Source organism: Stenotrophomonas sp. STEN023 (assembly GCF_056760135.1).
The window spans coordinates 1-23,490 of record NZ_JBRREF010000052.1 but is presented as its reverse complement, the minus strand read 5'-3'; the positions used below and the strand labels follow the sequence as shown (position 1 = coordinate 23,490).

Sequence of the window (23,490 nt, the reverse complement as noted above, 5' to 3'; positions counted from 1 at the left end):
CCAGCTGATGATCCACCAGCTTCGCGGCTGACGCCGCTCCTACATGATGCGTCGCTCCCACAACCCGGATTCTCGACCCTCTTCTTCTCGTGCCTCCCACCACACCAGGACCACCACCGGCCCCCAAACAAAGCAAAGCCGGCACAAGGCCGGCTCTGTTCTGACGCATGCGGGTTGGCAATCAACCCGCGCGGTCGGCTTCCATCTGCTTGCGGATCTGCGCATCGACTGCGGCAATCGCGGTCATGTTCAGCACGCGACGCGAACTGGCACTGCTGGTCAGGATATGCACCGGCTTGGTCATGCCCATCAGGATCGGACCAATCGCCACACCATTGGTGAACACGCGCACCAGGTTGTAGGCGATGTTGGCCGCTTCCAGGTTGGGCAGCACGAACAGGTTGGCACGACCCTTCAGCGTGCTGTTCGGCAGCAGCTTCTCGCGCAGTGCTTCGTCCCATGCAGTGTCACCCTGCATTTCGCCGTCCACGTTCAAACGTGGATTGCGCTTGAGCAGTGCCGCGCGCACCTGACGCATCTTCAGCGCGTCCTTGGAATCGTGGCTGCCAAAGTTGGAATGCGACAGCAGCGCGATCTTCGGCTCGATACCGAACAGCTTCATGCGGAACGCTGCCTGCAGGGTCGATTCGACGATCTGCTCGACGGTCGGGTCTTCCTGCACGTGCGTGTCAACGAAGAAGAACACGCCCTGGTTGTTGATCACGCCGGTCATCGCCGAGGTCGAGCTGACCTTGGATTCCAGCGGAATCACGCTGCGCACATAGCCCAGCTTCTTGTGGAAGCGGCCAACCAGGCCCGACAACATCGCATCGGCCTCACCACGGGCAACCATCACCGCTGCGATCAGGGTCGGACGCGAGCGCATCAGGTTCTTGGCAGCGGCCACGGTGACGCCCTTGCGGCCGGTCATCTCGTGGTAGTACTGCCAGTAATCGTTGAAACGCGGATCGTCGTTGATGTTGGTGATCTCGAAATCAACACCAGCGCGCATGCGCAGCGCCAAGCGCTCGATGCGGGCCTCGATCACGTCCGGGCGGCCGATCAGGATCGGGAAGGCCACGCCTTCGTCGATCACGTTCTGCACGGCCTGCAGCACCACTTCCTCTTCGCCCTCGGCGTAGACCACGCGCTGCTTGTCGGCGCGGGCGCGGTCGTAGACCGGCTTCATGAACAAGCTGGTGCGGTAGACGAACTGCGCCAGCTTGTCGCGGTAGGCAGCCATGTCGGCGATCGGACGGGTGGCGACACCGGAGTCCATCGCGGCCTGGGCCACGGCGGCCGACAGCTCCACCAGCAGGCGACGGTCGAACGGGCGCGGGATCACGTAGTCGCGGCCGAAGCTGGGTACGTCACCGCCGTAGGCGGCGCCCAGATCGGAGGCTTCCTTGCGGGCCAGCGCGGCGATCGCGCGCACGCAGGCAACCTTCATTTCTTCGTTGATGGTGGTCGCGCCGACGTCCAGCGCACCGCGGAACAGGTAGGGGAAGCACAGCGCGTTGTTGACCTGGTTCGGGTAGTCCGAACGGCCGGTGCCCATGATCAGGTCCGAACGCACGGAATTGGCGTCTTCCGGCAGGATTTCCGGGTAGGGGTTGGCCAGGGCGAAGATCACCGGGTCACGCGCCATGCTGGCGACCATGTCCTTGGTGAGGATGCCGCCGGCCGACAGGCCCAGGAAGATATCGGCGCCATCGACGATCTCGGCCAGCGTGCGCTTGTCGGTGTCGCGGGCGTAGCGGGCCTTCTCCGGATCCAGGTCGGTACGGCCGGTGTGGATAACTCCGTCGCGGTCATAGGCCAGGATGTTTTCCGGCTTCAAACCCAAGGAAACCAGCATGTTGACGCAGGAGATACCTGCAGCACCCATGCCGGTGGTGGCCAGTTTGACCTCTTCGATCTTCTTGCCGGTGATGCACATGGCGTTGAGGACCGCCGCGCCGACGATGATCGCGGTGCCGTGCTGGTCGTCATGGAACACCGGGATGTTCATCCGCTCGCGCAGCTTGCGCTCGACGATGAAGCACTCCGGTGCCTTGATGTCTTCCAGGTTGATGCCGCCGAAGGTCGGCTCCAGCGAGGCGATGATCTCGACCAGCTTGTCCGGGTCGTTCTCGTTGACTTCGATATCGAACACATCGATGCCGGCGAACTTCTGGAACAGCACACCCTTGCCTTCCATCACCGGCTTGCCGGCCAGCGGGCCGATATTGCCCAGGCCCAGCACCGCGGTGCCGTTGGTGATCACGCCGACCAGGTTGCCGCGTGCGGTCATCTCGCTGGCCATGGCCGGGTCGGCCATGATCGCTTCGCAGGCATGCGCCACACCCGGCGAGTACGCCAGCGACAGATCACGCTGGGTCAACATGGGCTTGGTAGCCACCACCTTGATCTTGCCTGGCGGCGACATGCGGTGATATTCGAGGGCGGCCTGCTTGAAATCTTCGTTGGACATCGAGTTGTGGGCGCTAATGGGCAAGAAGGACAGTGGATGATAACGCCGTTAAGGCAGCTGGACCTGTCGCTATGCTGTCGCACTCATGCTGCAACCGCACAATTCCGGGCTATCCACACCACCGCATGTGCGCCAGTTTCAGCCCTGGGCATGACAAGCCCGGGACGAAAAAGTCGCGGGGCCGCCTGCTCGGTGGCCGGCCCCGCGCAAAAAACGCACACACAGGTAAACCTCAGGCCTGGACCGGCGGCGACGGCGGCAGTTCCGACGGCTCCGCGCCGTCCAGCACCAGGCGCAGGCGCTGCCGGTCCAGCGCGCCCTCCCAGCGCGAAACCACCACCGTTGCCACCGCATTGCCGATGAAATTGGTCAATGAGCGGCATTCGCTCATGAAACGATCCACGCCAAGAATCAATGCCATACCGGCCACTGGAACCTCCGGCACCACCGCCAAGGTGGCCGCCAGGGTGATGAAACCCGCGCCGGTGACCCCTGCCGCGCCCTTGGAGCTGAGCATGGCGACCAGCAGCAGGGCGATCTGGTGGCCGATGCTCAGCTCGGTATTGGTCGCCTGGGCGATGAACAGCGCCGCCAGCGTCATATAGATATTGGTTCCGTCCAGGTTGAACGAATAGCCGGTTGGCACTACCAGGCCGACGACGGACTTGCTGCAACCGGCCTTCTCCATCTTCTCCATCAGCGATGGCAGCGCCGACTCCGACGAGGACGTGCCCAGCACCAGCAGCAGCTCGGCTTTCAGGTAGCGGGCCAGTTTGAACACCGAGAACCCGCAAAGGCGCGCCACCGCGCCCAGGATCACCACCACGAACAGCAGCGAGGTCAGGTAGAACGCGCCCACCAACCAGGCCAGGTTGACCAGCGAGGCGATGCCGTACTTGCCAATGGTGAAGGCAATGGCGCCAAACGCGCCGATAGGTGCGGCCCGCATCAGCAGGTGGACCAGCTTGAACACCGGCGTGGTCAGCGCATCCAGCAGCGCCAGTACCGGCCGCCCTTTCTCACCGACCGAGGCCAGCGCGATGCCGAACAGCACCGCGACGAACAGCACCTGCAGGATGTTGTCGCCAACGAACGGGCTGACCAGGGTCTTGGGAATGATGTCCAGCGCGAAGCCGACCAGGCTCAGCTCGTGCGAGCGCTGCACGTAGCCATCCACCGCGCTCTGGTCCAGATCGGCCGGATTGATGTTCATGCCTGCGCCAGGCTGTACCACGTGCGCCACCACCATGCCGACCACCAGCGCCAGCGTGGAGAAGAACATGAAATAGGCCATCGCCTTGGCAAACACGCGGCCGACACTGCGCAGATGGGTCATGCCGGCAATGCCGGTGACGATGGTCAGGAAGATCACCGGCGCGATGATCATCTTCACCAGCTTGATGAAGGCATCCCCAAGAGGCTTCAGCTGCTCGGCGAACACCGGCTCGAAATGGCCCAGCAGCACGCCCAGCGCAATCGCAACCAACACCTGCACGTAAAGCTGGCGGTACAGCGGTAGCCGGCGCACATGTGGGCTGGCAACAGTCACAGAAGGGGCATGCATGACGGGGAAACCTCGGAGATTCACTACGGGAGGTTTTTTACGCGTCAAAGCGCGCGCCGCCGATAACGCATTGGTGTTACCGCGAAGCACATCAGCGGAACCAGTTCAACGTTTTAGGACCAGGCACGCCAATAACCGGACAAGACCTATGGCCGCCCGCCGCAGGCCTGCCGGACCATCGCAGCCATGCCGTTCTTTCCCACCCATCGACGCCGCATGCGCTGGCTATTGCCGCTCGCCGCCGCGCTTGCCGTCGCTGCGATCAGCTTGGCTGCGCTACGCCATTTCGAGCGCAGCAGCCTTGCCGGTGATGCCGCACGGGCGGCAACCCAACTGCACCTCCATGGCGAGGCATTGCAGGCCCTGATCGAACGCCACCGGGTACTGCCGGCGGTACTGGCATTGGACCCGGATGTACGCGGCGCGCTGGCACGGACGACGATCAGCCGTGCCGAGCTGGACCGCCTCAACCGCAAGCTCGAACGCGTCAATGGCGTAGCCGCTACCTCGACCCTGACGCTGCTAGACCGCAACGGGGTGGCCCTGGCCGCCAGCAACTGGCGCATGCCCCGCAGCAACAATGTCGGCAATGACTATCAGTTCAGGCCTTATTTTCGCCAGGCAATGCATGAAGGCAGCGGCACCTTCTATGCCGAAGGCATCACCACCGCCATGCCTGGCTATTTCCTGTCCGAAGCAGTCCGCGATGAGAGCGGCAATCCAGTCGGCGTGGTGGTCGTCAAGGTCATCCTGCGCCCGCTGGAACAGACCTGGGCCGATACCACCGACACGGTTTTCGTCAGCGACAGCAATGGTGTGATCTTCCTGTCCAGCCATCGGCCATGGCGCTATCTCACGCTGCAGGCACTGGATAAAGGTGTCCGCGAGGAACTGCTGCGCACCCGTCAGTACACCCGCCTGCCACAGCAACTGTTGCAGCATTCGCCGGGCAAGCGACTCGGGCCGAACCAGCAGCGGGTGACGCTGGCCGATGCCGGCGAGGTCATCTGGGTATCGCAGTCGTTGCCGCAACAACGTTGGAACCTGCACCTGCTGCGCAGCACGGCAAACAGCAGCAACAACGCGCGCACCTTCGCCGGCGCGGTGATGGCCAGCCTGATCGCGGTGCTGCTGCTGGGCTACGGGCTGTGGCAGCGGCAACGGCTGGCCCGCCTGCGCGAGCGCAGCCGACGCGAGCTCGAACAACTGGTGGAACTGCACGCGCTGGAACTGCGCACTGCCCAGGACGGGATTGTGCATGCCGCGCACGCCGCCGATTTCGGCGAGAGCGCCAGCCTGCAACACCTGCCGCAAGGCGTCTGCGTGGTCGATGCACAGCTGAATCTGGTGGCGTGGAACCGTCGCTATATTGAACTGTTCCGGTTCCCACCCGGGCTGATCCAGGTTGGCCGCCCAATCGCCGATGTCTTCCGTTACAACGCTCGGCGCGGCCTGCTCGGCCCAGGCCCGGTCGAAGAAGCCATTGAGCGCCGGCTCAACCACCTGCGATCGGCCACCCCACACATGCACGAACGTGAGAGCGGCGACGGCAATGTGATCGAGATCCGCGGCAACCCGCTGCCGGATGGCGGCTTTGTCACCAGCTATACCGATATCACCGCCTACCGCAATGCCGCCCGCGACCTGCGCTCACTGGCCGACACACTGAGCCTGCGGGTAAGCGAACGCACCCACGACCTTGCCGGCGCCAAACGCGATGCCGAGGAAGCCAACCAGGCCAAGACGCGCCTCGTCGCCGCCGCCGTGCATGATCTGCTGCAGCCGCTGAATGCCGCGCGCATGTTTCTGTCGGCGCTGCGCAGCCGCCTGCCCGATGCCGCCTGCCGCGATATTGCCGACAACGTCGACAATGCATTGACCGCGCAGGACGGCATCCTGACCAGCCTGCTCGATATCTCGCGGTTGGAATCCGGCGCACTTGAGAAACGGGTACGCGACTTCGCACTGGAACCGTTGCTGGAAGCATTGAGCATAGAGTTCGGCATTCTTGCCAACGCGCGCGGCCTGCTGGTAAGCCATGTCGCCACTACTGCGGTGGTGTGCAGCGACGAGGCCTTGTTGCGACGCATCCTGCAGAACCTGCTGTCCAATGCAGTGCGCTACACCCGCAGCGGCCGCATCGTGATCGGCTGCCGTCGCGAAGGCGCGCAGCTACGTATTGAAGTGCACGACACCGGCACCGGCATACCGCAGTCCCGCCAGCAGGAGATCTTCGAAGAGTTCCGCCGCCTCGACAACGCCGGCAGCGAAGAACCGGGCGCAGGCCTCGGTCTTGCCATCGTTGACCGCATTGCCCATCTGCTGGATCACCGCATTGGCCTGCGCTCCACGCCCGGGCGCGGCAGCGTGTTCTCGGTCACCCTGCCGCGCGGCGATATCGGCTGCGGCACCTTGCCGGTCAGTCCACCGGAGGAGCCGCAGATGGATTCCCTGCTCGCCGGATGCCGGGTCTGGTGCATAGACGACGATCCACGCATCAGCCTGGCCACCCGCCTGCTGCTGGAGCGCTGGGGCTGTCAGGTGGAATTTGCCGGTGGCGTGGAAGCGGCGCGGGCTGCGACGCGACCTGGCAATGTGCCTGATCTGTTGCTGCTGGACGTTCGCATGGGCGATATCAGTGGCCCTGCCCTGTTGCCGCTGCTGGTGGAGCGCTGGGGTAGCGAGCCCGGCGTGATCCTGTTCACCGCCGAACAGGACCCGGACCTGCGCGACCTCGCTCGCGACCGCGACTGGGGCTTTGTTTCCAAGCAGGCGCGGACCGCAGCACTGCGTTCACTGATGACGCACCTGTACCAACGCGGGAGCTGACGTCGCACTGCAAGGTAGAGCCGAGCCATGCTCGGCTGGGGCATTGCCGGGAAAGCTTCTGCCGAGCATGGCTCGGCACTACAGTGGCATTGCCGGGAAAGCTTCTGCCGAGCATGGCTCGGCACTACAGTGGGATTGCCGGGAAAGCTTCTGCCGAGCATGGCTCGGCACTACAGTGGGATTGCCAGGAAAGCTTCTGCCGAGCATGGCTCGGCACTACGGTGCAGGCCCTGGCAACTCCGGCTCCCATTCCGCATCCAAGGTCTTCAACAACACCGCTGCCTGGGTGCGGCTATTGCATTCAAGCTTCTTCAGCACAGCGGTGACGTGCACCTTCACCGTGTTCTCGGCCAGCCCCAATACGTGTGCGATCTGCTTGTTGAGCAGGCCATCGGCCATGCACAGCAGCACACGAATCTGCTGCGGGGTAAGCCGTGCCAGCCGCGAGGCCAGCAACGCATCGTGCTCGGAACGCACGGCGGCCAGCGGCGGGAAACAGGTGTCGCCATCCATCACCGCAGCCACCGCGGCACCAATCGACTCCACCGGCGCCGATTTTGGAATGAAGCCGACCGCACCGAACTGCTGGGCGCGGCGGATGACCCGCGGGTTGTCGTTGGAGGAAATGATGATCACCGGCAGTTCCGGCCGTTCGCCCCGCAGCCATACCAATGAGGAAAAGCCGTGCGCCCCCGGCATGGTCAGGTCGAGCAGGACCAGGTCCACATCGGCATGCTCGGCCACCGCCTGAGTCAGTGCCGAGACACTGGCCACTTCCAGCATCTCGCCCACGGCACCACCGTCGCGCAGTGCATGCAGCACGGCGGCACGAAACAAGGGATGGTCGTCGGCAACAAGCACCTTGATCAGGCTCATGCCGCCAGTTTGGCACGGGGGACGCCTGCCCGCCCTAGTCCCAAATCGCTATTGGTGGCTGAACTGGCCCTGTCTATCGTCCGCGCATTCCCCAATGTGCCGAGGCAATGGATGGCCAGTTTTACCCTGCGCGCTTCAATCTCCGGCCTGCTGATGCTGGCCGCCACGCCTGCCGCGATCGCCAGCGACGACATCACCGCCAAAGCCAGTGGCCGCCTGTACTACGAGTTCGCCCGTTTCGACAACGACAACCGCGGACCGGACGAACGCCGCGGCGACGATCTGCGTGCGGCGTGGCTGGGAGTGGCCGGCAAGGTCCACGGCATTGGCTACAAGCTCGAGGCCGACTTCGCCGGCCATCGCCCGGTCGCACGTGATGTCTACCTCACCCACAAGATCGGCAGCGCCCTGCTGACGGTTGGACAGTTCAAGCAGTTCTATACGCTGGACGACCGCAGCAGCTCCAACCACACCCCCACCATCGAGCGCAGCTACCTGGTTCAGTCACTGGGCACTGCCTACCGGCTGGGCGTCGGCGCGCAAGGCAACAACGACGGCATCTTCTGGAGTGGCAGCGTCTTCAGCCTGGAAAGCATCGACGCGTGGCAGGCCAAGGGCCACGTCATCGGTGGCCGCGTTGGCCATGCGCCGTGGAGCCAGCCGGGCCGGGTACTGCATTTCGGCGTCTCCGGTGCCCGCGAGCACCACAGCCATCCCGGTGCCGACGGCGCCCTGCCAACGCGCGCGCAGGTCCGCGCAACCGGCCACCTCGGCAGGTACGGCCGACTGCCCTTGGTGGACTTCCGCAATGGTCGCGCGGTCACGGTCAACCGCTACAGCTTCGAGACCGCGGGTGTCTCCGGGCCATGGTCGTGGCAGGCCGAGTACGGCGGCGCCCGTTACGACGACGGCCAGCAACGTGGCGAAGTCCAGGCCAGCTACCTGCAGGGCAGTTGGCTGCTTACGGGTGAATCCCGTCCTTACGAGGCCAAGGGCGGCCGCTTTGCCCAGTTGGAGCCGGAAGGTGACTTCGGCGCCTGGGAGCTGGTCGCGCGCTACGACCGTATCAATGGCCGCCAGTGGCCGGCGCAACACCGCGACGTCACTGCTGAAGCGTGGACTGTGGGCGTGAACTGGTACGCCTCCAGCAAGGTCCGGCTGATGCTGGACTGGACCGACAGCCGCCGTCGTGATGAACTGCTCGGGCAGACGCTGGACCACACCGGCGTGCTTGCCGGCCGCGCCCAGCTGCACTTCTAGGCCCCGCCCGTCCCTTCTGCGGCGGAACTGCCCAGTACACACAAGAAAATAATTTTCACGTATCCTCCCACTTGGCCCCAATAGCCACCCATAATCCCGGGTGACCACGGCAAGAGGCAGGATTCGTGCAGGAAAATTACTTTCACTCCGAAGCAGTTCTAGTCGGCAAGGGCCTCCCCAGCGGCGGCCCGTGGACCCCGGCATCGCTTGCGGCTGCCGCGCCGTCCATCCTTGCAGAACAGCTCAGCCTCCCCGCTGCCGTGCTCAGCGCCCCTGCGCTGCAGCACAACCTGCAGTGGATGCGTCAGTTCGCGCAGGCCTATGGCTGCCAGCTGGCCCCGCATGGCAAGACCACCATGAGTCCGGCGCTGTTCCGCATGCAGCTCGATGCCGGTGCCTGGGGTATCACCCTGGCCACCGCGCCACAGACCGTTGCTGCCCATGCCGAGGGTGTGCAGCGCGTGCTGCTGGCCAACCAACTGGTCGGCAAGGGCAACTTCGCGCTGATCGCCTCCCTGCAACAGCGTGATCCGGGCTTCTGGTTCGCCTGTGTCGTCGACTCGGTCGCCAATGTGGCCGCGCTGGGCAGCTATTTCAGCGCACGCGGGCAGCAGATAAAGGTGTTGCTGGAGATTGGCCTGGCCGGCGGCCGTACCGGCGTGCGCGATGACGCGCGGGCGCAGGCCGTGCTGGACGAAATTGCGCGCTGGCCGGATGCGGTCGCACTGGTCGGCGTGGAAGTCTATGAAGGCGTCGCCGGCGACGAGGCCGGCGTGCGCGCCATGCTGCAGCGCAGTCTCGCGCAATGGCAGGCGATCCGTGCCAGCGGTGGTTTCCGCCAGTTGCCTGCCATCCTCAGCGGCGCCGGTTCGGCCTGGTTCGACGTGGTCGCCGAAGAATTCTCCGTGCTTGCCAACGATGCCGATGCGCAGATCGTGCTGCGCCCGGGCTGCTATCTCAGCCACGATGTCGGCATCTACCGGCAGGCCGCCGAGCGCATCCATGCCAGCAATCCGGTCGCGCGCGAGATGGGCAGCAGCCTGCAACCGGCGCTGCGGCTGTGGGCTTACGTGCAGTCGCGTCCGGAGCCGGGCAAGGCCATCATCGGGCTGGGCAAACGCGACGCCGCGTTTGATGCCGGCTTCCCCGTGCCTGCGCTGCACTATCGGCCCGGCGAGGCGGCACCGAGCAACGCCGCCGCGCATTGGAAGGTCACCGCGATGATGGACCAGCACGCCTTCCTCGAATTGCAGACCGACGATGACCTGCAGGTGGGCGACATGCTTTGTTTCGACATTTCCCATCCCTGCCTGACCTTCGACAAATGGCGCCACCTGCTGGTGGTGGATGACGCACACCGCGTTGTCGGCGCTGTTTCCACGCAGTTCTAACCGCTTCCATCGAGCCTGTACGCATGACCGACGGTAATCTGCTGTTGATCTACGCCGCATTGTCGATCCTTGCACTGATCGTGCTGATCGCTCGCTTCCGACTCAATCCCTTTATCAGTGTCACCTTGGTATCGGTAGGCTTGGCGCTGTTTGCCGGCATGCCGGCGCCGGAGATCCTGCCGGCCTATGAACAAGGCGTCGGCAAGACGCTGGGGCATATCGCACTGATCGTCGCGCTGGGCACCATGCTCGGCAAGATGATGGCCGAGTCCGGCGGTGCCGAGCGCATCGCGCGCACCCTGATTGCCCGCTTCGGCACGAAGAACGTGCACTGGGCGATGATGCTGATCGCCTTCTGCGTGGGCTTGCCGATCTTCTTCGAAGTCGGCTTCGTGCTGCTGATCCCGATCGTGCTCAATGTCGCTCGCCGCACCGGCGTGCCGCTGCTGCTGGTCGGCCTGCCGATGGTCGCGGGTCTGTCGGTGGTACACGGCCTGGTGCCGCCGCATCCGGCCGCAATGCTGGCGGTGAATGCCTATGGCGCCGATGTCGGCCGCACCGTGTTCTATTCGTTGCTGATCGGCTTGCCGACCGCCGCCGTCGCCGGCCCGGTATTCGCCAAGTTCGTCGCGCCACGGGTCAAGCTGCCCGCGCACAACCCGATGGAAGCGGCACTGCTGGACGAAGGCCATGGCCGCGTCCCCGATGAGCAGCTGCCCAGCTTCGGCATCACCCTGGCCACCTTGTTGCTGCCGGTGGTGCTGATGCTGCTCGGCGGCTGGGCCGACCAGATCGCAACACCGGGCTCGGCGCTCAACCATGGCCTGCGCTTCATCGGCCACTCGGTGGTGGCATTGCTGCTGGCGACCTTGATGAGCTTCATCACCCTGGGCCTGCTGCGTGGCTTCAGCCGCGAGCAGATCCTCAAGTTCACTCAGGAATGCCTGGCACCTACCGCCGCGATCACCTTGCTGGTCGGTGCTGGCGGCGGCCTCAACGGCATCCTCGTGCACACTGGCGTCGCCGCCGAGATCATCGGCCTGTCGCAGCGTTTCGAGCTGTCACCGCTGCTGATGGGCTGGACCATGGCTGCGCTGATGCGCATCGCCACCGGCTCGGCAACCGTGGCGATGACCACCGCCTCGGGTATCGTCGCGCCGATTGCCGCCGCCATGGGCTATGCCCACCCCGAATTGCTGGTGCTGGCCACCGGTGCCGGCTCGGTGGTGCTGTCACATGTCAACGACGGTGGCTTCTGGCTGGTGAAGGAATACTTCAACATGACTGTCGCCCAGACCTTCAAGACCTGGACGGTGCTCGAAACCCTTATTTCCGTCATCGCCCTGTCCTTGGTGATGGCCCTTTCCATGGTGCTTTGAACATGTCGCAGAATACGTTCGATATCGTCTATGAGCTGCGCCAGCGCCAACACGAATTCAGCCCGGTGGAAGCGCGCATTGCCGCAGCCATCCTCGCCGACGTGGATGCTGCCGCGCAGTACGGGGTCAGCGAGCTGGCCGAACGCGCCGAGGTCAGCGCCGCCGCCATCTCGCGCTTTGCCAAGGCACTGGGTTGCGAGCACGTCCGCGAGCTGCGTGCACGCCTGGCCTCGGCCAGCGCGGTCGGCAAACGCTTCCTGGAGCAGCAGAACGCACCGCCGGTATCGGCGCTGTACGCGCAGATCTGCGATGACATCCAGGAAAGCCTGCGCCACAACATCGCCAACCTGAAAGAAGACGTGGTGCAAAGCCTTGCCGACGCGCTGTGCAAGGCGCGGATGATCCACATCTTCGGCCTGGGCGGTTGCTCCACCGTGTTCGCACAGGAACTGCAGAGCCGTCTGGTGCGCTTCGGCCGCCCGGTCTCGGCCTGCAGCGACGCACTGATGATGAAGATCATCGGCGCCACGCTGGGCCCGGAAGACCTGGTACTGGTGTTGTCGGTCAGCGGCATCACCCCGGAGATCGTCTCCGCCGCCGATATCGCCCGCACCTACGGCGCCCGCATCGGCGCCATCACCCAGGCCGGCACTGCCTTGGCCGAGCGCAGCGACTGGCTGTTGCCGATCCAGATCGAGGAAACGGATTTCGTGTTCAAACCTTCTGCATCGCGCTACGCGATGATGCTGGCGATCGACGTGCTCGCCACCACTACCGCACTCAGCGATGCCAATGCCAACCATGAGCACCTGCGCCGCATCAAGCTGGCGCTGGACCGCCACCGCGGCGGTGATTCGCGTCTGCCCTTGGGTGACTGATCCATGCATGATTTCTTGATACGCAATGCCCTGATCTTCGATGGCAGCGACCACGCCGGCGTGCAGGGTGATGTGGCCATCAAGGCCGGGCGCATCGTCGCGGTCGGCCAGCTTGGCGCCGCTCCGGCGGCACATGTGGTTGATGCGCAGGGCTTGGCGCTGGCGCCGGGCTTCATCGACGTGCACACCCACGACGACCTGGAAGTGATCCGCAACCCGGACATGCTCAGCAAGTTGTCGCAGGGCGTGACCACGGTGGTAGTCGGCAACTGTGGCATCAGCGCCAGCCCGGTGCAGATCCGCGATCAGGTGCCGGACCCGATGAACCTGCTGGGCGATGCCGAGGATTTCCGCTACGCGGATTTCGCCAGCTATCGCAACGCGGTGGAGCTAGCCGGTCCTGCCGTGAACGTGGCAGCGCTGGTTGGCCACACCGCGCTACGCCAGAACCACATGGACAGGCTCGACCGCGCCGCCAGCGACGACGAGATCAGCGCGATGCGGGTGCAGCTGCGTGACAGTCTTGCCCAGGGCGCACTCGGCCTGAGCAGCGGCCTGGCCTATGCCTCGGCCTTCAGCGCGCCGTCGTCGGAAGTGGATGCACTGGCTACGGAACTGCCACGCGACGGGCTGTATGCCACCCACCTGCGCGATGAGTTCGGCGGCATCTTGGAGGCAATGGAAGAAGCCTTCCACGCCGCACGCGCGCCGCAGGCCGCGGTGCGTGTCTCGCACCTGAAATGCGCCGGCATCGACAACTGGGGCCGCAGTGGCGAAGTGCTGGCCAGCCTGCAGGCTGCCTCGGCTACACAGGACGTCGCCTGTGACTGCTATCCGTATGCCGCCAGCGCCTCGACCCTGGACCTGAAACAGGTCACCGACGCCTTCGACATCCTGATCACCTGGTCCGAGTCCGAACCTGACCAGGGCGGTCGCCTGCTGGCGGCGATCGCCGCCGACTGGAATGTATCGTTGCTGGATGCCGCGATCCGCCTGCAACCGGCCGGTGCGGTCTACCACGGCATGGACGAGGCCGACGTACGCAAGATACTGGCGCATCCGCTGACCATGATCGGCTCGGACGGCTTGCCGCGTGATCCGCGCCCGCACCCGCGGCTGTGGGGCACCTTCCCGCGCGTGCTTGGCCACTATGCGCGCGACCAGCAGCTGTTCCCGCTGCACACCGCCGTGCACAAGATGACCGGCCTGCCCGCCTCGCGCTTCGCGATGGGTGCGCGCGGCTTCATCCGCGCTGGCTGGTGCGCCGACCTGGTCCTGTTCGACCCGGCACAGGTACGCGACACGGCAAGTTTCCACGACCCGATCCGCGCCGCCGATGGCATCAACGCAGTATGGGTCAACGGCTGCCTGAGCTACGACGGCAAGCAGGTCGTTGCCCGCGCCGGCCGTTTTGTCTACCCCCAGACCGCCCCGGCAGCCTGAGTTGCAACCGCTGTACCCATATAAAGGAATACCGATGAGTGACATCAAACGCTATGGCGCCGAAGGCGGCGTTGGCCAGGGCAAGCAGCACATGCCGTTCTCACGCGCAGTCGAAGCCGACGGCTGGCTGTTCGTGTCCGGGCAGGTACCGATGCGCGACGGCGAACTGGTCGCCGGCACCGTGACCGAGCAATCGCACGTGGTCATCGGCAACGTGCTGGAGATCCTGGCCGAGGCCGGCTACGGCCCCGAGCATGTCGTGCGCTGCGGCGTGTGGCTGGACGACGCCCGTGACTTCTACGCCTTCAACGGCGTGTTCAAACATTACTTCGGCGACAACCCGCCGGCCCGCGCCTGCGTGGAAAGCCGCATGGTGGTGGACTGCAAGGTGGAAGTGGACTGCGTGGCCTACAAGCGCCCACAGCGCGACTGATGTACCTGTAGTGCCGAGCCATGCTCGGCAGAAGCTGTACCGGCAATGCTTCACTGTAGTGCCGAGCCATGCTCGGCAGGGGCTTTACCGGTACAGCTTCTGCCGAGCATGGCTCGGCACTACAGTGAAGCATTGCCGGTACAGCCCCTGCCGAGCATGGCTCGGCACTACCGTGGATTTCTGGCCACACCTCTACCGGGCATGGCCCTGCACCACACGATTACCGCTACCAGAAAGCACCCAAAAACCGGTCCAGTGCCTTTCGGCCCGGTTGCTATTGTGCGTTGGGAACGACAAAGTTCGCCTTTCGCTGGTGCAAGGTCCCCGTTCCGATGATCCAACTTGACGCAGTACAGACAGTCGCTTTTGCCGGCTTGACCCTGTTCGCCGGCTACGCATTGTGCCGCGCCATTCCGTTTTTCCGCCGTTACAACCTGCCTGAACCGGTAGTTGGCGGCCTGCTGGTGGCCCTGGCCGTGTGGTGGGCACACAGCCAGCAGACCACCCTGTTCACCTTGGACACCACACTCAAGACGCCCTTGATGGTGGCCTTCTTTACCACGCTGGGCATCAACGCCAGCCTGCGACTGCTGCGGGTCAGCGGCAAGCAGGTGATGTTGTTCCTGCTGATCGGCAGCATCTTCGCGGTGCTGCAGAACCTGATCGGCATCAGTGTCGCCAAGATGTTCGGCCTGAATCCGATGTTCGGCGTGCTGGCCGGTTCGGCCACGCTGACCGGCGGCCCGGCCACCGGCCTGGCCTTTGCCGGGCATTTCGAGCAGGCCGGTCTGGTCGGCGCGGAGAGCCTGGCGGTGACGGCAGCAATGGCCGGCATCATCTGCGGCGGCCTGGTCGGTGGCCCGGTGATCACCGTGCTGATGCAGCGCTTCAAGGTCAGTCACCCCAGCCAGAAGGCTACCGGTGCGCAACTTGGCGAAGACGAAGCAATCACGGTGCGCTACCCCAGCGAATCCGCGCGCGAGTTCGATGCACTGAAGAGCATTGTCGTGCTGCTGATGGCGATGTGGCTGGGCGTGTGGGTGGGCAAGGGTTTTGAAGGCATCGGCCTGACCCTGCCGACCTATATCGGCGCGATGTTGGTCGGCGCGGTAATCCGCAACATCGACGACTACACCGGCTGGATCAAACTGTCGGTGCCGACCACCGATCTGATCGGCAACATCTCGCTCGCCCTGTTCCTGGCCATCGCGCTGATGGACCTGAAGCTTTGGGAATTGGCTGGCATGGGCCTGCCGCTGCTGGTCAACCTGATCATCCAGGTGTCGGTGGTCGCGCTGTTCGCGGTGCCTATCTACTGGTTGATGGGTCGTGACTATGACGCTGCGGTGATGGGTGGCGGCTTCATCGGCTTCATGCTCGGCACCACCGCCAACGCCATGGCGGTGATGCGGCGCTTGGCACAGCGCTACGGGCCGGCGCCGCGCGCCTTCCTGGTGGCACCGTTGGTCGGCGCGTTTTTCATCGACTTCATCAATGCGCTGATCATCACCGGCTTCCTGAACTTCTGGCCGCACTAAGCCGTTGGTTCCGTGCGCCATACCCGTGCCTTGTGCGCGGGTTGGCGCGACAATGGGCCCTCACCTGCCCAGTAGCACCGTTCCGCTGATGACATCCAACGCCACACCCCACCTTTCTTCCAGCCACGACCTCGTCGTCATCGGCGCTGGCGTGGTGGGCCTGGCCACTGCGTACGCCGCGGCAAAACGCGGTTGTTCGGTGCTGCTGCTGGATCGCAATGACGGCCCCGCGCTCGGCACCTCGTTCGCCAACGGCGCACAGCTCAGCTACGCCTACACCGATGCGATGGCCGGCCCGGCAACCTGGGCGCAGCTGCCGGAAATGGCATTCGGCCGCAACGGGCCCTTCCGCACACGTTGGTCAGCTGATCCGGATTTCCTGCGCTGGGGCCTGGCCTTCCTGCGCCAGGCCAACACCGCCGGCCTGCAACGCAATACCCTGGCCACGCTGGAACTGGCACTGGAATCGCGTGCGGCCATGCAGGCCTTGCTACAGCTGCACCCTATCGAGTTCAACCACGAGGTCTCCGGCAAGCTGCACCTGTATCCGTCCACCGAGGGCGTACAGGGAGCGGCATCGATGATCGAGCTCAAGCGCGGCTACGGCGTGCAGCAACGGCTGGTCAGCGCGTCCGAAGCAACCGCCATCGAACCTGCACTGAGCGGTGCGCCATGGCTGGCCGGCGGTGTCTACTCGCCCGAGGAAGAAGCCGGCGATCCCTACCGCTTCAGCCAAGGCTTGCTGCAGGTGTTGCAGCAGCAATACGGCGTGCAGGCGCTGTTCGGCTTCGATACGCAGTCGCTGCGTCGTGCGGATGGGCAATGGCAACTGCAGGCCCGTGACGGCCGCAGGCTGCAGGCAGCGCGCGTACTGGTCTGCGCTGGCATCGACAGCCCTGCCCTGCTCAAACCCTTGCGCCTGCGCATGCCGGTAATGGCGATCAAGGGTTACTCCTTCACCGCACCATTGGGCGCCAATGCACCCAGGGTCAGCATCACCGACACCAAACGCAAACTGGTGTTCTGCCGTCTGGGCGAGCGTATCCGCGTTGCCGGCCTGGCCGACCTCAACGACTGGAATCCCGCGCCCGAGCCCATGCGACTGGCCACGCTGATCGCGCAGGCACGCGCCTCGCTGCCCGAGGCCGCCGACTACGATCACATCGAAAGCAGTTGGGCCGGCCTGCGCCCGGTCACGCCGTGGACCTCACCGATCATCAAGAACCTCGGCGACGGCCTGGCCTGCAATATCGGCCACGGCATGCTCGGCTGGACGCTTGCGATGGGTAGCGGCGAGCGGGCCGTGCAGCAGCTGCTGGACACGCCCTGACTGAACCCACTCAGGTTTCGCTGATCTGGTCCATGCGGATGCGGTTGGCGAACAGCGAGAACGCCAATGCGCCGGCAAGGCCGTTGGCGCGGTTGATCCACTGCGGCAACCAGCGTGGCGCTGCCAATACCCCAGCCTCGAACAGCGGCGTCAATGCCACCGCGTCGCCCAGCGTCATCTTGCCGGCAAACAACCAGCGGCAGGTCTGCAGTTTTTCGTCGCGCAGCATCTGCCGGAAGAAGGTGTGCACCGAGACCAGCCCGCGCAGGTAGACCGTGTCCTTGGTGAAGGCCGTGCCGCCACTGGTCGGCACACCGCGGAATACGCGTTGTGCGGAGGAAAAGCTTTCCTCGGCGGTCTGTCCGGATGCGCGGAAGTAGTTGAAGACCTCGATAAAATCGGCGCCGTCGCGTGCCATCGCAATCGCTTCGATACGCAGGCTGATGCGCTTGAGCCGCTGGATGTCGATGCTTCCGGTGATCTGCTCGGCAAAGGTCGCCAGGCCTTCCTGGGTAGCGGTGATGCGCGGCGAGGACAGCGCGAGGCTGGGCAGCAGCACCTGCTCGCGGCCGTTCAGCGCGGTCAGGGAATGCACCAGCGCCTCATGGTGGTAGAGCTGGGCACGATCGTAGGCGCTGAAGCTGGCACTGGTACGCAGACGGATGCGGGTTGCGCCAGCCGCTGCCTTGGCGATCAATTCCCGGTCCAGTTCGACGGTGATCAGGCGCTGGTCGAAGAAATCATCCAGGTCACTCTGCAGCATCAACTGCAGCGCCGTCGCTGATACCGGCACCTGTTCTTCCGGCGCCAGCAGTTCACGATCGAGTTCCTCGGCGATCTGGATGAAGTGTCGCGCCGCATCACGGGTGGTCGGGCCATTGCCGGGCATCGGCTGCTCGGGCACACCGAACAGCTGCGCCGAATACTCGCCTACCGCGCGCGTTCCCAGCGCTTCCAGCAGGCCGGCAGCCAGATCCCAGCTCTGCGCCGAGTCATGCACGTACACGCCCAGCGGGTGCGAGGTATCGGCGGCGGCCATGATCGCGGCCAGTTCACGCCGCGTGTCGCTGAAATCCTGCTTCGGGTAGTCCACCTGCGGCAGCACCGGCTTGCCGCGCGCCACGCTGTCGAGGAAAGGTGCCTGGGTATTGGCCGGCCAACTGGTCAAACCGAGCAGGCGTACGCCGCGCACTGCCGCCACCATGCGCGCATCGAGCGCGGCGTGATGGCTGATGGCTGGATCGTCGTGGATATCAACCGTGTCCATGCCTGCTCCATTCAAATAAAACGCAGTTCCAGCACTCGTCTGTGGGAGCGGCGTAAGCCGCGAAGCCACGACCGCATCAATGCTGCGAAGAGCTTACCCCTCGCCAACTCGTCCGGCCCGAAGGCATAGCCTTCGGTCGTTCATCAGGCCGCGCGCCAGTGGCGCGCAAGCGGCCTTCTTCACCCCCTTCGCTACGCGAAAGGGAGGGAGCAAAAGCAGACAAACACAGGCTTCAGCGCCGCTTGCCCTTGTTTATCGGCCGCCATTGCGCACCACGCCCGGAATGCTTGCGCTCGGTCGCCTGCTCGGCCTGTCGCTGCGCCAGCTTGGCCGCGGCCAGCGCCACTTCCTCGCGCAGCTTGAGATAGCTCTCCAGTCGGGTTTCATCAATGTCGCCACGTTCGATGGCTTCCTGCACCGCACATCCCGGCTCGCTCTGATGCGAGCAGTTACGGAACTTGCACTGTGTGGTCAGCTCTTCGATATCGGCGAAGCCGCCTTCGGCCAGGGTCTCCTCGCCAGTCGGCTTGAGCTCGCGCATGCCGGGCGTATCGATCAGGCAGGCGCCGTAGGGCAACGGCATCAGCGCGCGATGGGTGGTGGTGTGGCGGCCGCGCGAATCATTGCTGCGCACTTCATTGGTCTTCATCCGGTCCTCGCCCAACAGCGTATTGGTCAAGGTGGATTTGCCGGCACCGGAGGAACCCACCAGCACCACCGTATTGCCCGGGCCCAGCCACGGCAGCAGGGCGGAGACGCTTTCCGGGTCCTTGCCATTGATCGCCAGCAGCGGAATCTGCTGGGCGGCCAGATCTTCCAGCACCGCCAACGCGTCTTCGCTGTATTCGGTCTGGTCGGCCTTGGTCAGTACCACCACCGGTGAGGCGCCACCGCCACCAACCAGCAACAGATAACGCTCGATGCGGCGCGGATTGAAGTCGGCATCCAGGCCACAGACGATGAACACCGTATCGATATTGGCCGCGATCACCTGCTGGTGATAATGCTCACCGGCGGCACCGCGTTTGATCGAGGTATGCCGTGGCAGCAGCGCGACGATGCGTTTGCCATCCAGCAGCACCCAATCACCAACCGCCGCACGCTCATGGCTGGGGAAACGCGGGCGCTGCCATTCCGGCGGCGACTCGGTCTTGAGGCTGTTATCGGGCGCATCGGCGACCACGTAGCCGGAACGGTGCTGCTCGATCACCCGCCCCGGACGGGCCTGCGGGTGGGCGGCAAAGGCTTCCTGCCATTGCGGGTCCTCGGGAGCACCAGGCCAGGGCCAGCCGATATGGCGCAGCGAATCGAAGTCGATGGAATCAGTCATTGGGGGATTCTACCGGGGCGGGGCTTGCAGCCGGGAATGGCGGTTCAGTTGCGCCTGGGGCTGGGGCTGGGGCTGGAGCTGGAGCCAAGCCTTGCCCCCTCCCTTGCGCGCAGCGCAGGGGAGGGCTGGGGAGGGGTGCCTTTGCTCTTGCTCCGGCAGTTGCTTTTGCCTGCAACCAATCCCGATTCCCGATTCCCCATTCCCAGCCCCAACACCCCGCCCCGCAGCGCAACAATTCGGCTACCATGCGATGTCCATGCCCTTGATGGCCCTGAGAAAATGTCAAGCCCTGTCAAACCGCTAGCTACCCGTGAACGCCTGTCCGAAGTCCGCTACGAAATCCGTGGTGAACTGGCCCGACGAGCGCGGGAGCTGGAGGCCCAGGGCCGCAAGCTGATCAAGCTCAATATCGGCAATCCCGGTGCGTTCGGGTTCCGTGCGCCTGCACACCTGCAGCACGCCATCGCCGATGACATGGGCCGTACGGATCCCTACACCCATCAGCAGGGTCTGCCGGTCGCACGTGAAGCCATCGCCGCCGCCTATGCGCGCCGTGGTGCGCCTGATGCCGTGGCTGACCGCGTATTCCTGGGCAATGGCGTGTCCGAGCTGATCGACCTGTCGCTGCGCGCCCTGCTCAACCCGGGCGACGAAGTGCTGGTGCCCTCGCCGGATTACCCGCTGTGGTCGGCTGCCACCATCCTCAACGATGGCCGCCCGGTGTATTACCGCTGCCGTCCGGAAAACGGCTTCCTGCCTGATCCGGTGGAGATGGAAGCACTGGTGTCCTCGCGCACCCGCGCCATCGTGCTGATCAACCCGAACAACCCAGTCGGCGCCAGCTACCCGCGCGAACTGCTGGAAAAAATCGTCGCCATTGCCCGCAAGCACAACCTGTTGTTGCTGGTGGACGAAATCTACGACCAGATCCTGTACGACGGCACCCAGTTCCAGCCGGTCGCACCGCTGGCAGGCGATCATCCCTGCCTGACTTTCAGCGGCCTGAGCAAGGTGCATCGCGCCTGTGGTTGGCGCGTGGGCTGGATGCTGCTGTCCGGTGCCGGCGAGCAGCTGGGTGAGTTCCGCGCCGCGCTCGACCTGCTCAGCGCGCTGCGCCTGTGTGCCAACGTGCCCGGCCAGTACGCCATCGAAGCCGCGGTCAACGGCCCGGACACGATCTCTGAACTGTGCAGCCCCGGTGGCCGTCTGTACGAAACCCGCCGCGCGGTGATCGAGGCCTGTGAGGCCAGCGAGCATCTGTCGCTGGTGGTACCGTCGGGCGCGCTGTACGCCTTCCCGGCAGTCGTCGGCCCGGCCGCACAAGGATTTGATGACCACGACTTCGCCCTGCAGCTGATGGAAGAAGAAGGCGTGCTGGTGGTACCGGGCTCCAGCTTCAACGTGCCCTACCGCAACCACTTCCGGGTGACCCTGCTGCCCGAGGCCAGCGTGATGCGCGAGGTCTTCGGCCGCATCGACAAGCTGCTCAGCCGCCGCGCCGAAGCAGTCACCAAGGTCGTGCAGCTCAAGCCGCGCAGTGCGGTCGGCTGATCGGCCTTGATGACGGAAACCACAGCCACTTCCACGCGCTATCTGGCGCTGGGCGACTCCTACACCATCGGTGAAGGCGTGCCGCAGGCCGGCACCTGGCCATTCCAGTTGGCCGCCGCGCTGCGTGCACAGGGCATCGAGCTGGACGACCCGCAGGTCATCGCCACCACCGGCTGGACCACCGACGAACTGGCTGTCGCCATCGACGCCGAGGCCCCGCAAGGGCCTTACGCGCTGGTGAGCCTGCTGATCGGGGTCAACAACCAATACCGCGGACGGCCGCTGGCCGAGTACCGGCAGCAGTTCGAACAACTGCTGCAGCGCGCGATCGCCCTGGCCGGCGAAGACCCACGGCGGGTGTTGGTGCTGTCCACCCCGGACTGGGGCTTCACCCCGTTCGCCCAGCAGAACGGCCGCGATGCGGCCCAGGTCGCCCGCGAAATCGACGATTTCAACGCCGCCGCGCATGCCTGCTGCGGGGATTACGGCGTTGCCTTCGTCGACATCACCGCGACCAGCCGCGACGCTGGTGAAACGGTGGAAATGCTGGCCGATGACGGCCTGCATCCTTCGGCCGCCATGTACCAGCGTTGGATGCAGGCGGCCTTGCCGGTCGCCGCCGAACTCCTGCAGGCGCCGCCCTCCACGTGACCGGGCAGGCTGGCCATGACGCCTTCCCGGCCGATGCCGCCAAGGCCATTGCCGGCGCCTTTGCACCAACGCGTCCCTGGGGTAACCGCTGGGACTACTACTACACGCTGGGCAAACTGCGCAGCGATCCGCTTTATCCCGGTGTACTCCAGGCCCTGCGCGGCAGCATCGCGCCACTGCTGGACATGGGCTGCGGGCTGGGCCTGCTTGCCCATGCATTGCGCCACGATGGCCAGCAGCTGCCATACCGGGGCGTTGACAACGACGCCGCCAAGATCCAGCGCGCGACCACGGTTGCGGCGCGCGCCGGTCTGGATGCCAGCACGTTCGAGGTCATGGACCTGGCCACCACCCTGCCCGCCCACCGTGGCAGCGTCGCCATTCTGGATGTCCTGCAATACCTGCCCGACGAGGCCCAACAGGCCCTGCTCCGCAGCGTGGCGGCCATGCTGGGGAATGACGGCCGGCTGGTGATGCGCATGGCCTTGGCCGATCACACCCGCCGTGGCCGCATATCGCGCATCGGCGACCGCGCCGCCAACCTGATCGGCTGGATGCAATCCAGGCCCCGCCACTACCCGGATGCCGAATCTCTGCGCTGTTTGCTGCAACAATGCGGCCTGACCGTCAGCCTCACCCCGCTGTACGGCAACACCCCATTCAACAACTGGCTGCTGGTCGCCGAACGCGGTTGAACCACGGTCCAGCCGTTTGCACCGATAATGGTGCCATTCCCTGTCGGCCCAACCGGGCTGGCGCAGCAACGAGATTCCCGTGAAGAAGACCTATAGCCTCGCCATCGAAGGCAAGCACCCCGACCGCCTGCTGGAAGCCAGCAAGCACGACATCCGCAAGTACACCAAGCGTGAGCGCGGCAAGGCACTGCCGGCTGGCGCCGATTCCTGGGGTTTCGACAGCAAGCTGGGCGTGGACGAAGCCTCGGCCAAGCCGGTGGGGTATGACGAACTGTTCCGCGCAATCGACGCACTGGTGGCCGCTGGCAACACCCAGTTCTACGTCGAAGTGGTGAGCAAGACGGCCAAGCGCAGCCCGCGCCCGGTGGCAGAGCCGGCCCCGGCTGCAGAGACCGATTTCGAAGATTGATCGCCCAAGCCCCTTCGCCACAGGCAGAGGGGCCAACGGTAGTGCCGAGCCATGCTCGGCATGGGGCTTTCCAAGCAATGCACCTGTAGTGGGGGGGGGGGGGGGGGGGGGGGGGGGGGGGGGGGGGGGGGGGGGGGGGGGGGGGGGGGGGGGGGCGGGGGGCGGGGGGGGGAGCGGGGGGGGGGGGGGGGCC

Annotated in this window: 18 protein-coding genes; 13 read left to right on the top strand and 5 right to left on the bottom strand. The window is 65.1% G+C overall.

From position 1 onward, the window contains the following. Positions 1–181 precede the first annotated feature (181 nt). Positions 182–2,473, bottom strand: a complete 2,292-nt coding sequence (locus tag ACVOLV_RS14680) for an NADP-dependent malic enzyme (RefSeq protein ID WP_481555039.1) — start codon at positions 2,471–2,473, stop codon at positions 182–184. A gap of 232 nt (positions 2,474–2,705) precedes the next feature. Then, positions 2,706–4,037, bottom strand: a complete 1,332-nt coding sequence (locus ACVOLV_RS14675) for a dicarboxylate/amino acid:cation symporter (protein WP_481555038.1) — start codon at positions 4,035–4,037, stop codon at positions 2,706–2,708. A gap of 186 nt (positions 4,038–4,223) precedes the next feature. Here ACVOLV_RS14675 and ACVOLV_RS14670 point away from each other — a divergent pair, with 186 nt between their 5' ends. Continuing rightward, on the top strand, positions 4,224–6,866 hold the full coding sequence (locus ACVOLV_RS14670; protein WP_481555037.1) for a hybrid sensor histidine kinase/response regulator: 2,643 nt from the start codon (positions 4,224–4,226) through the stop codon (positions 6,864–6,866). Between the two features lie 216 nt (positions 6,867–7,082). Here ACVOLV_RS14670 and ACVOLV_RS14665 read toward each other — a convergent pair whose 3' ends face one another. Continuing rightward, positions 7,083–7,742 (bottom strand): response regulator, encoded by a 660-nt coding sequence (locus ACVOLV_RS14665; protein ID WP_481555036.1) that lies wholly within the window; start codon positions 7,740–7,742, stop codon positions 7,083–7,085. 111 nt (positions 7,743–7,853) lie between these two features. On the opposite strand from ACVOLV_RS14665, the gene ACVOLV_RS14660 reads away from it, so the two are divergent. The 8 genes from ACVOLV_RS14660 (at position 7,854) to ACVOLV_RS14625 (ending at position 17,394) form a co-directional block, all read left to right on the top strand. Further along, entirely contained in the window at positions 7,854–9,002 is a 1,149-nt protein-coding gene (locus ACVOLV_RS14660) for an OprO/OprP family phosphate-selective porin (protein ID WP_481555035.1), read from the top strand. A 125-nt stretch (positions 9,003–9,127) separates the two neighbouring features. Next, positions 9,128–10,393 carry an amino acid deaminase gene (locus ACVOLV_RS14655; protein ID WP_481555034.1) on the top strand — a complete coding sequence of 422 codons (1,266 nt, stop codon included), beginning with the start codon at positions 9,128–9,130 and terminating at the stop codon, positions 10,391–10,393. A 23-nt stretch (positions 10,394–10,416) separates the two neighbouring features. After that, positions 10,417–11,772, top strand: coding sequence for a GntT/GntP/DsdX family permease (locus tag ACVOLV_RS14650; protein WP_481555033.1), 1,356 nt, complete (start codon positions 10,417–10,419; stop codon positions 11,770–11,772). A 2-nt stretch (positions 11,773–11,774) separates the two neighbouring features. Next, on the top strand, positions 11,775–12,650 hold the full coding sequence (locus tag ACVOLV_RS14645; protein WP_481536889.1) for a MurR/RpiR family transcriptional regulator: 876 nt from the start codon (positions 11,775–11,777) through the stop codon (positions 12,648–12,650). Positions 12,651–12,653: 3 nt separating this feature from the next. After that, on the top strand, positions 12,654–14,093 hold the full coding sequence (locus tag ACVOLV_RS14640) for an N-acyl-D-amino-acid deacylase family protein (protein ID WP_481555032.1): 1,440 nt from the start codon (positions 12,654–12,656) through the stop codon (positions 14,091–14,093). Between the two features lie 34 nt (positions 14,094–14,127). Further along, entirely contained in the window at positions 14,128–14,526 is a 399-nt protein-coding gene (locus ACVOLV_RS14635; RefSeq protein WP_481555031.1) for a RidA family protein, read from the top strand. A gap of 332 nt (positions 14,527–14,858) precedes the next feature. Next, entirely contained in the window at positions 14,859–16,064 is a 1,206-nt protein-coding gene (gene gltS, locus ACVOLV_RS14630) for a sodium/glutamate symporter (protein WP_481555030.1), read from the top strand. 88 nt (positions 16,065–16,152) lie between these two features. Further along, complete coding sequence (locus ACVOLV_RS14625; RefSeq protein WP_481555029.1) at positions 16,153–17,394, top strand: FAD-dependent oxidoreductase; 1,242 nt, start codon at positions 16,153–16,155, stop codon at positions 17,392–17,394. Positions 17,395–17,404: 10 nt separating this feature from the next. On the opposite strand, the gene ACVOLV_RS14620 is transcribed toward ACVOLV_RS14625, so the two are convergent. Both ACVOLV_RS14620 and rsgA read right to left on the bottom strand, forming a co-directional pair. Next, positions 17,405–18,661, bottom strand: coding sequence for a flavohemoglobin expression-modulating QEGLA motif protein (locus ACVOLV_RS14620; RefSeq protein ID WP_481555028.1), 1,257 nt, complete (start codon positions 18,659–18,661; stop codon positions 17,405–17,407). A 232-nt stretch (positions 18,662–18,893) separates the two neighbouring features. Next, positions 18,894–19,991, bottom strand: coding sequence for a ribosome small subunit-dependent GTPase A (gene rsgA, locus ACVOLV_RS14615; protein ID WP_481555027.1), 1,098 nt, complete (start codon positions 19,989–19,991; stop codon positions 18,894–18,896). A gap of 279 nt (positions 19,992–20,270) precedes the next feature. Here rsgA and ACVOLV_RS14610 point away from each other — a divergent pair, with 279 nt between their 5' ends. The 4 genes from ACVOLV_RS14610 (at position 20,271) to ACVOLV_RS14595 (ending at position 23,297) form a co-directional block, all read left to right on the top strand. Beyond that, the gene (locus tag ACVOLV_RS14610; RefSeq protein ID WP_481517827.1) at positions 20,271–21,542 is read left to right on the top strand and encodes a pyridoxal phosphate-dependent aminotransferase; all 1,272 of its coding nucleotides are present in this window, start codon (positions 20,271–20,273) and stop codon (positions 21,540–21,542) included. 9 nt (positions 21,543–21,551) lie between these two features. Continuing rightward, the gene (locus tag ACVOLV_RS14605; protein WP_481555026.1) at positions 21,552–22,193 is read left to right on the top strand and encodes an SGNH/GDSL hydrolase family protein; all 642 of its coding nucleotides are present in this window, start codon (positions 21,552–21,554) and stop codon (positions 22,191–22,193) included. Further along, the gene (locus tag ACVOLV_RS14600) at positions 22,190–22,888 is read left to right on the top strand and encodes a class I SAM-dependent methyltransferase (RefSeq protein WP_481555025.1); all 699 of its coding nucleotides are present in this window, start codon (positions 22,190–22,192) and stop codon (positions 22,886–22,888) included. Before ACVOLV_RS14605 ends, ACVOLV_RS14600 begins: the two co-directional genes overlap by 4 nt. 79 nt (positions 22,889–22,967) lie before the next feature. Beyond that, entirely contained in the window at positions 22,968–23,297 is a 330-nt protein-coding gene (locus ACVOLV_RS14595) for a DUF6172 family protein (RefSeq protein WP_481555024.1), read from the top strand. Positions 23,298–23,490: the final 193 nt, after the last annotated feature.

Excerpts from the sequence above, each read along its gene's own strand:
- ACVOLV_RS14680 (WP_481555039.1), bottom strand. The coding sequence starts at position 2,473 with ATGTCCAACGAAGATTTCAAGCAGGCCGCCCTCGAATATCACCGCATG.
- ACVOLV_RS14675 (WP_481555038.1), bottom strand. The coding sequence starts at position 4,037 with ATGCATGCCCCTTCTGTGACTGTTGCCAGCCCACATGTGCGCCGGCTA.
- ACVOLV_RS14670 (WP_481555037.1), top strand. The coding sequence starts at position 4,224 with ATGCCGTTCTTTCCCACCCATCGACGCCGCATGCGCTGGCTATTGCCG.
- ACVOLV_RS14665 (WP_481555036.1), bottom strand. The coding sequence starts at position 7,742 with ATGAGCCTGATCAAGGTGCTTGTTGCCGACGACCATCCCTTGTTTCGT.
- ACVOLV_RS14660 (WP_481555035.1), top strand. The coding sequence starts at position 7,854 with ATGGCCAGTTTTACCCTGCGCGCTTCAATCTCCGGCCTGCTGATGCTG.
- ACVOLV_RS14650 (WP_481555033.1), top strand. The coding sequence starts at position 10,417 with ATGACCGACGGTAATCTGCTGTTGATCTACGCCGCATTGTCGATCCTT.
- ACVOLV_RS14645 (WP_481536889.1), top strand. The coding sequence starts at position 11,775 with ATGTCGCAGAATACGTTCGATATCGTCTATGAGCTGCGCCAGCGCCAA.
- ACVOLV_RS14640 (WP_481555032.1), top strand. The coding sequence starts at position 12,654 with ATGCATGATTTCTTGATACGCAATGCCCTGATCTTCGATGGCAGCGAC.
- ACVOLV_RS14635 (WP_481555031.1), top strand. The coding sequence starts at position 14,128 with ATGAGTGACATCAAACGCTATGGCGCCGAAGGCGGCGTTGGCCAGGGC.
- gltS (WP_481555030.1), top strand. The coding sequence starts at position 14,859 with ATGATCCAACTTGACGCAGTACAGACAGTCGCTTTTGCCGGCTTGACC.
- ACVOLV_RS14625 (WP_481555029.1), top strand. The coding sequence starts at position 16,153 with ATGACATCCAACGCCACACCCCACCTTTCTTCCAGCCACGACCTCGTC.
- ACVOLV_RS14620 (WP_481555028.1), bottom strand. The coding sequence starts at position 18,661 with ATGGACACGGTTGATATCCACGACGATCCAGCCATCAGCCATCACGCC.
- rsgA (WP_481555027.1), bottom strand. The coding sequence starts at position 19,991 with ATGACTGATTCCATCGACTTCGATTCGCTGCGCCATATCGGCTGGCCC.
- ACVOLV_RS14610 (WP_481517827.1), top strand. The coding sequence starts at position 20,271 with ATGTCAAGCCCTGTCAAACCGCTAGCTACCCGTGAACGCCTGTCCGAA.
- ACVOLV_RS14605 (WP_481555026.1), top strand. The coding sequence starts at position 21,552 with ATGACGGAAACCACAGCCACTTCCACGCGCTATCTGGCGCTGGGCGAC.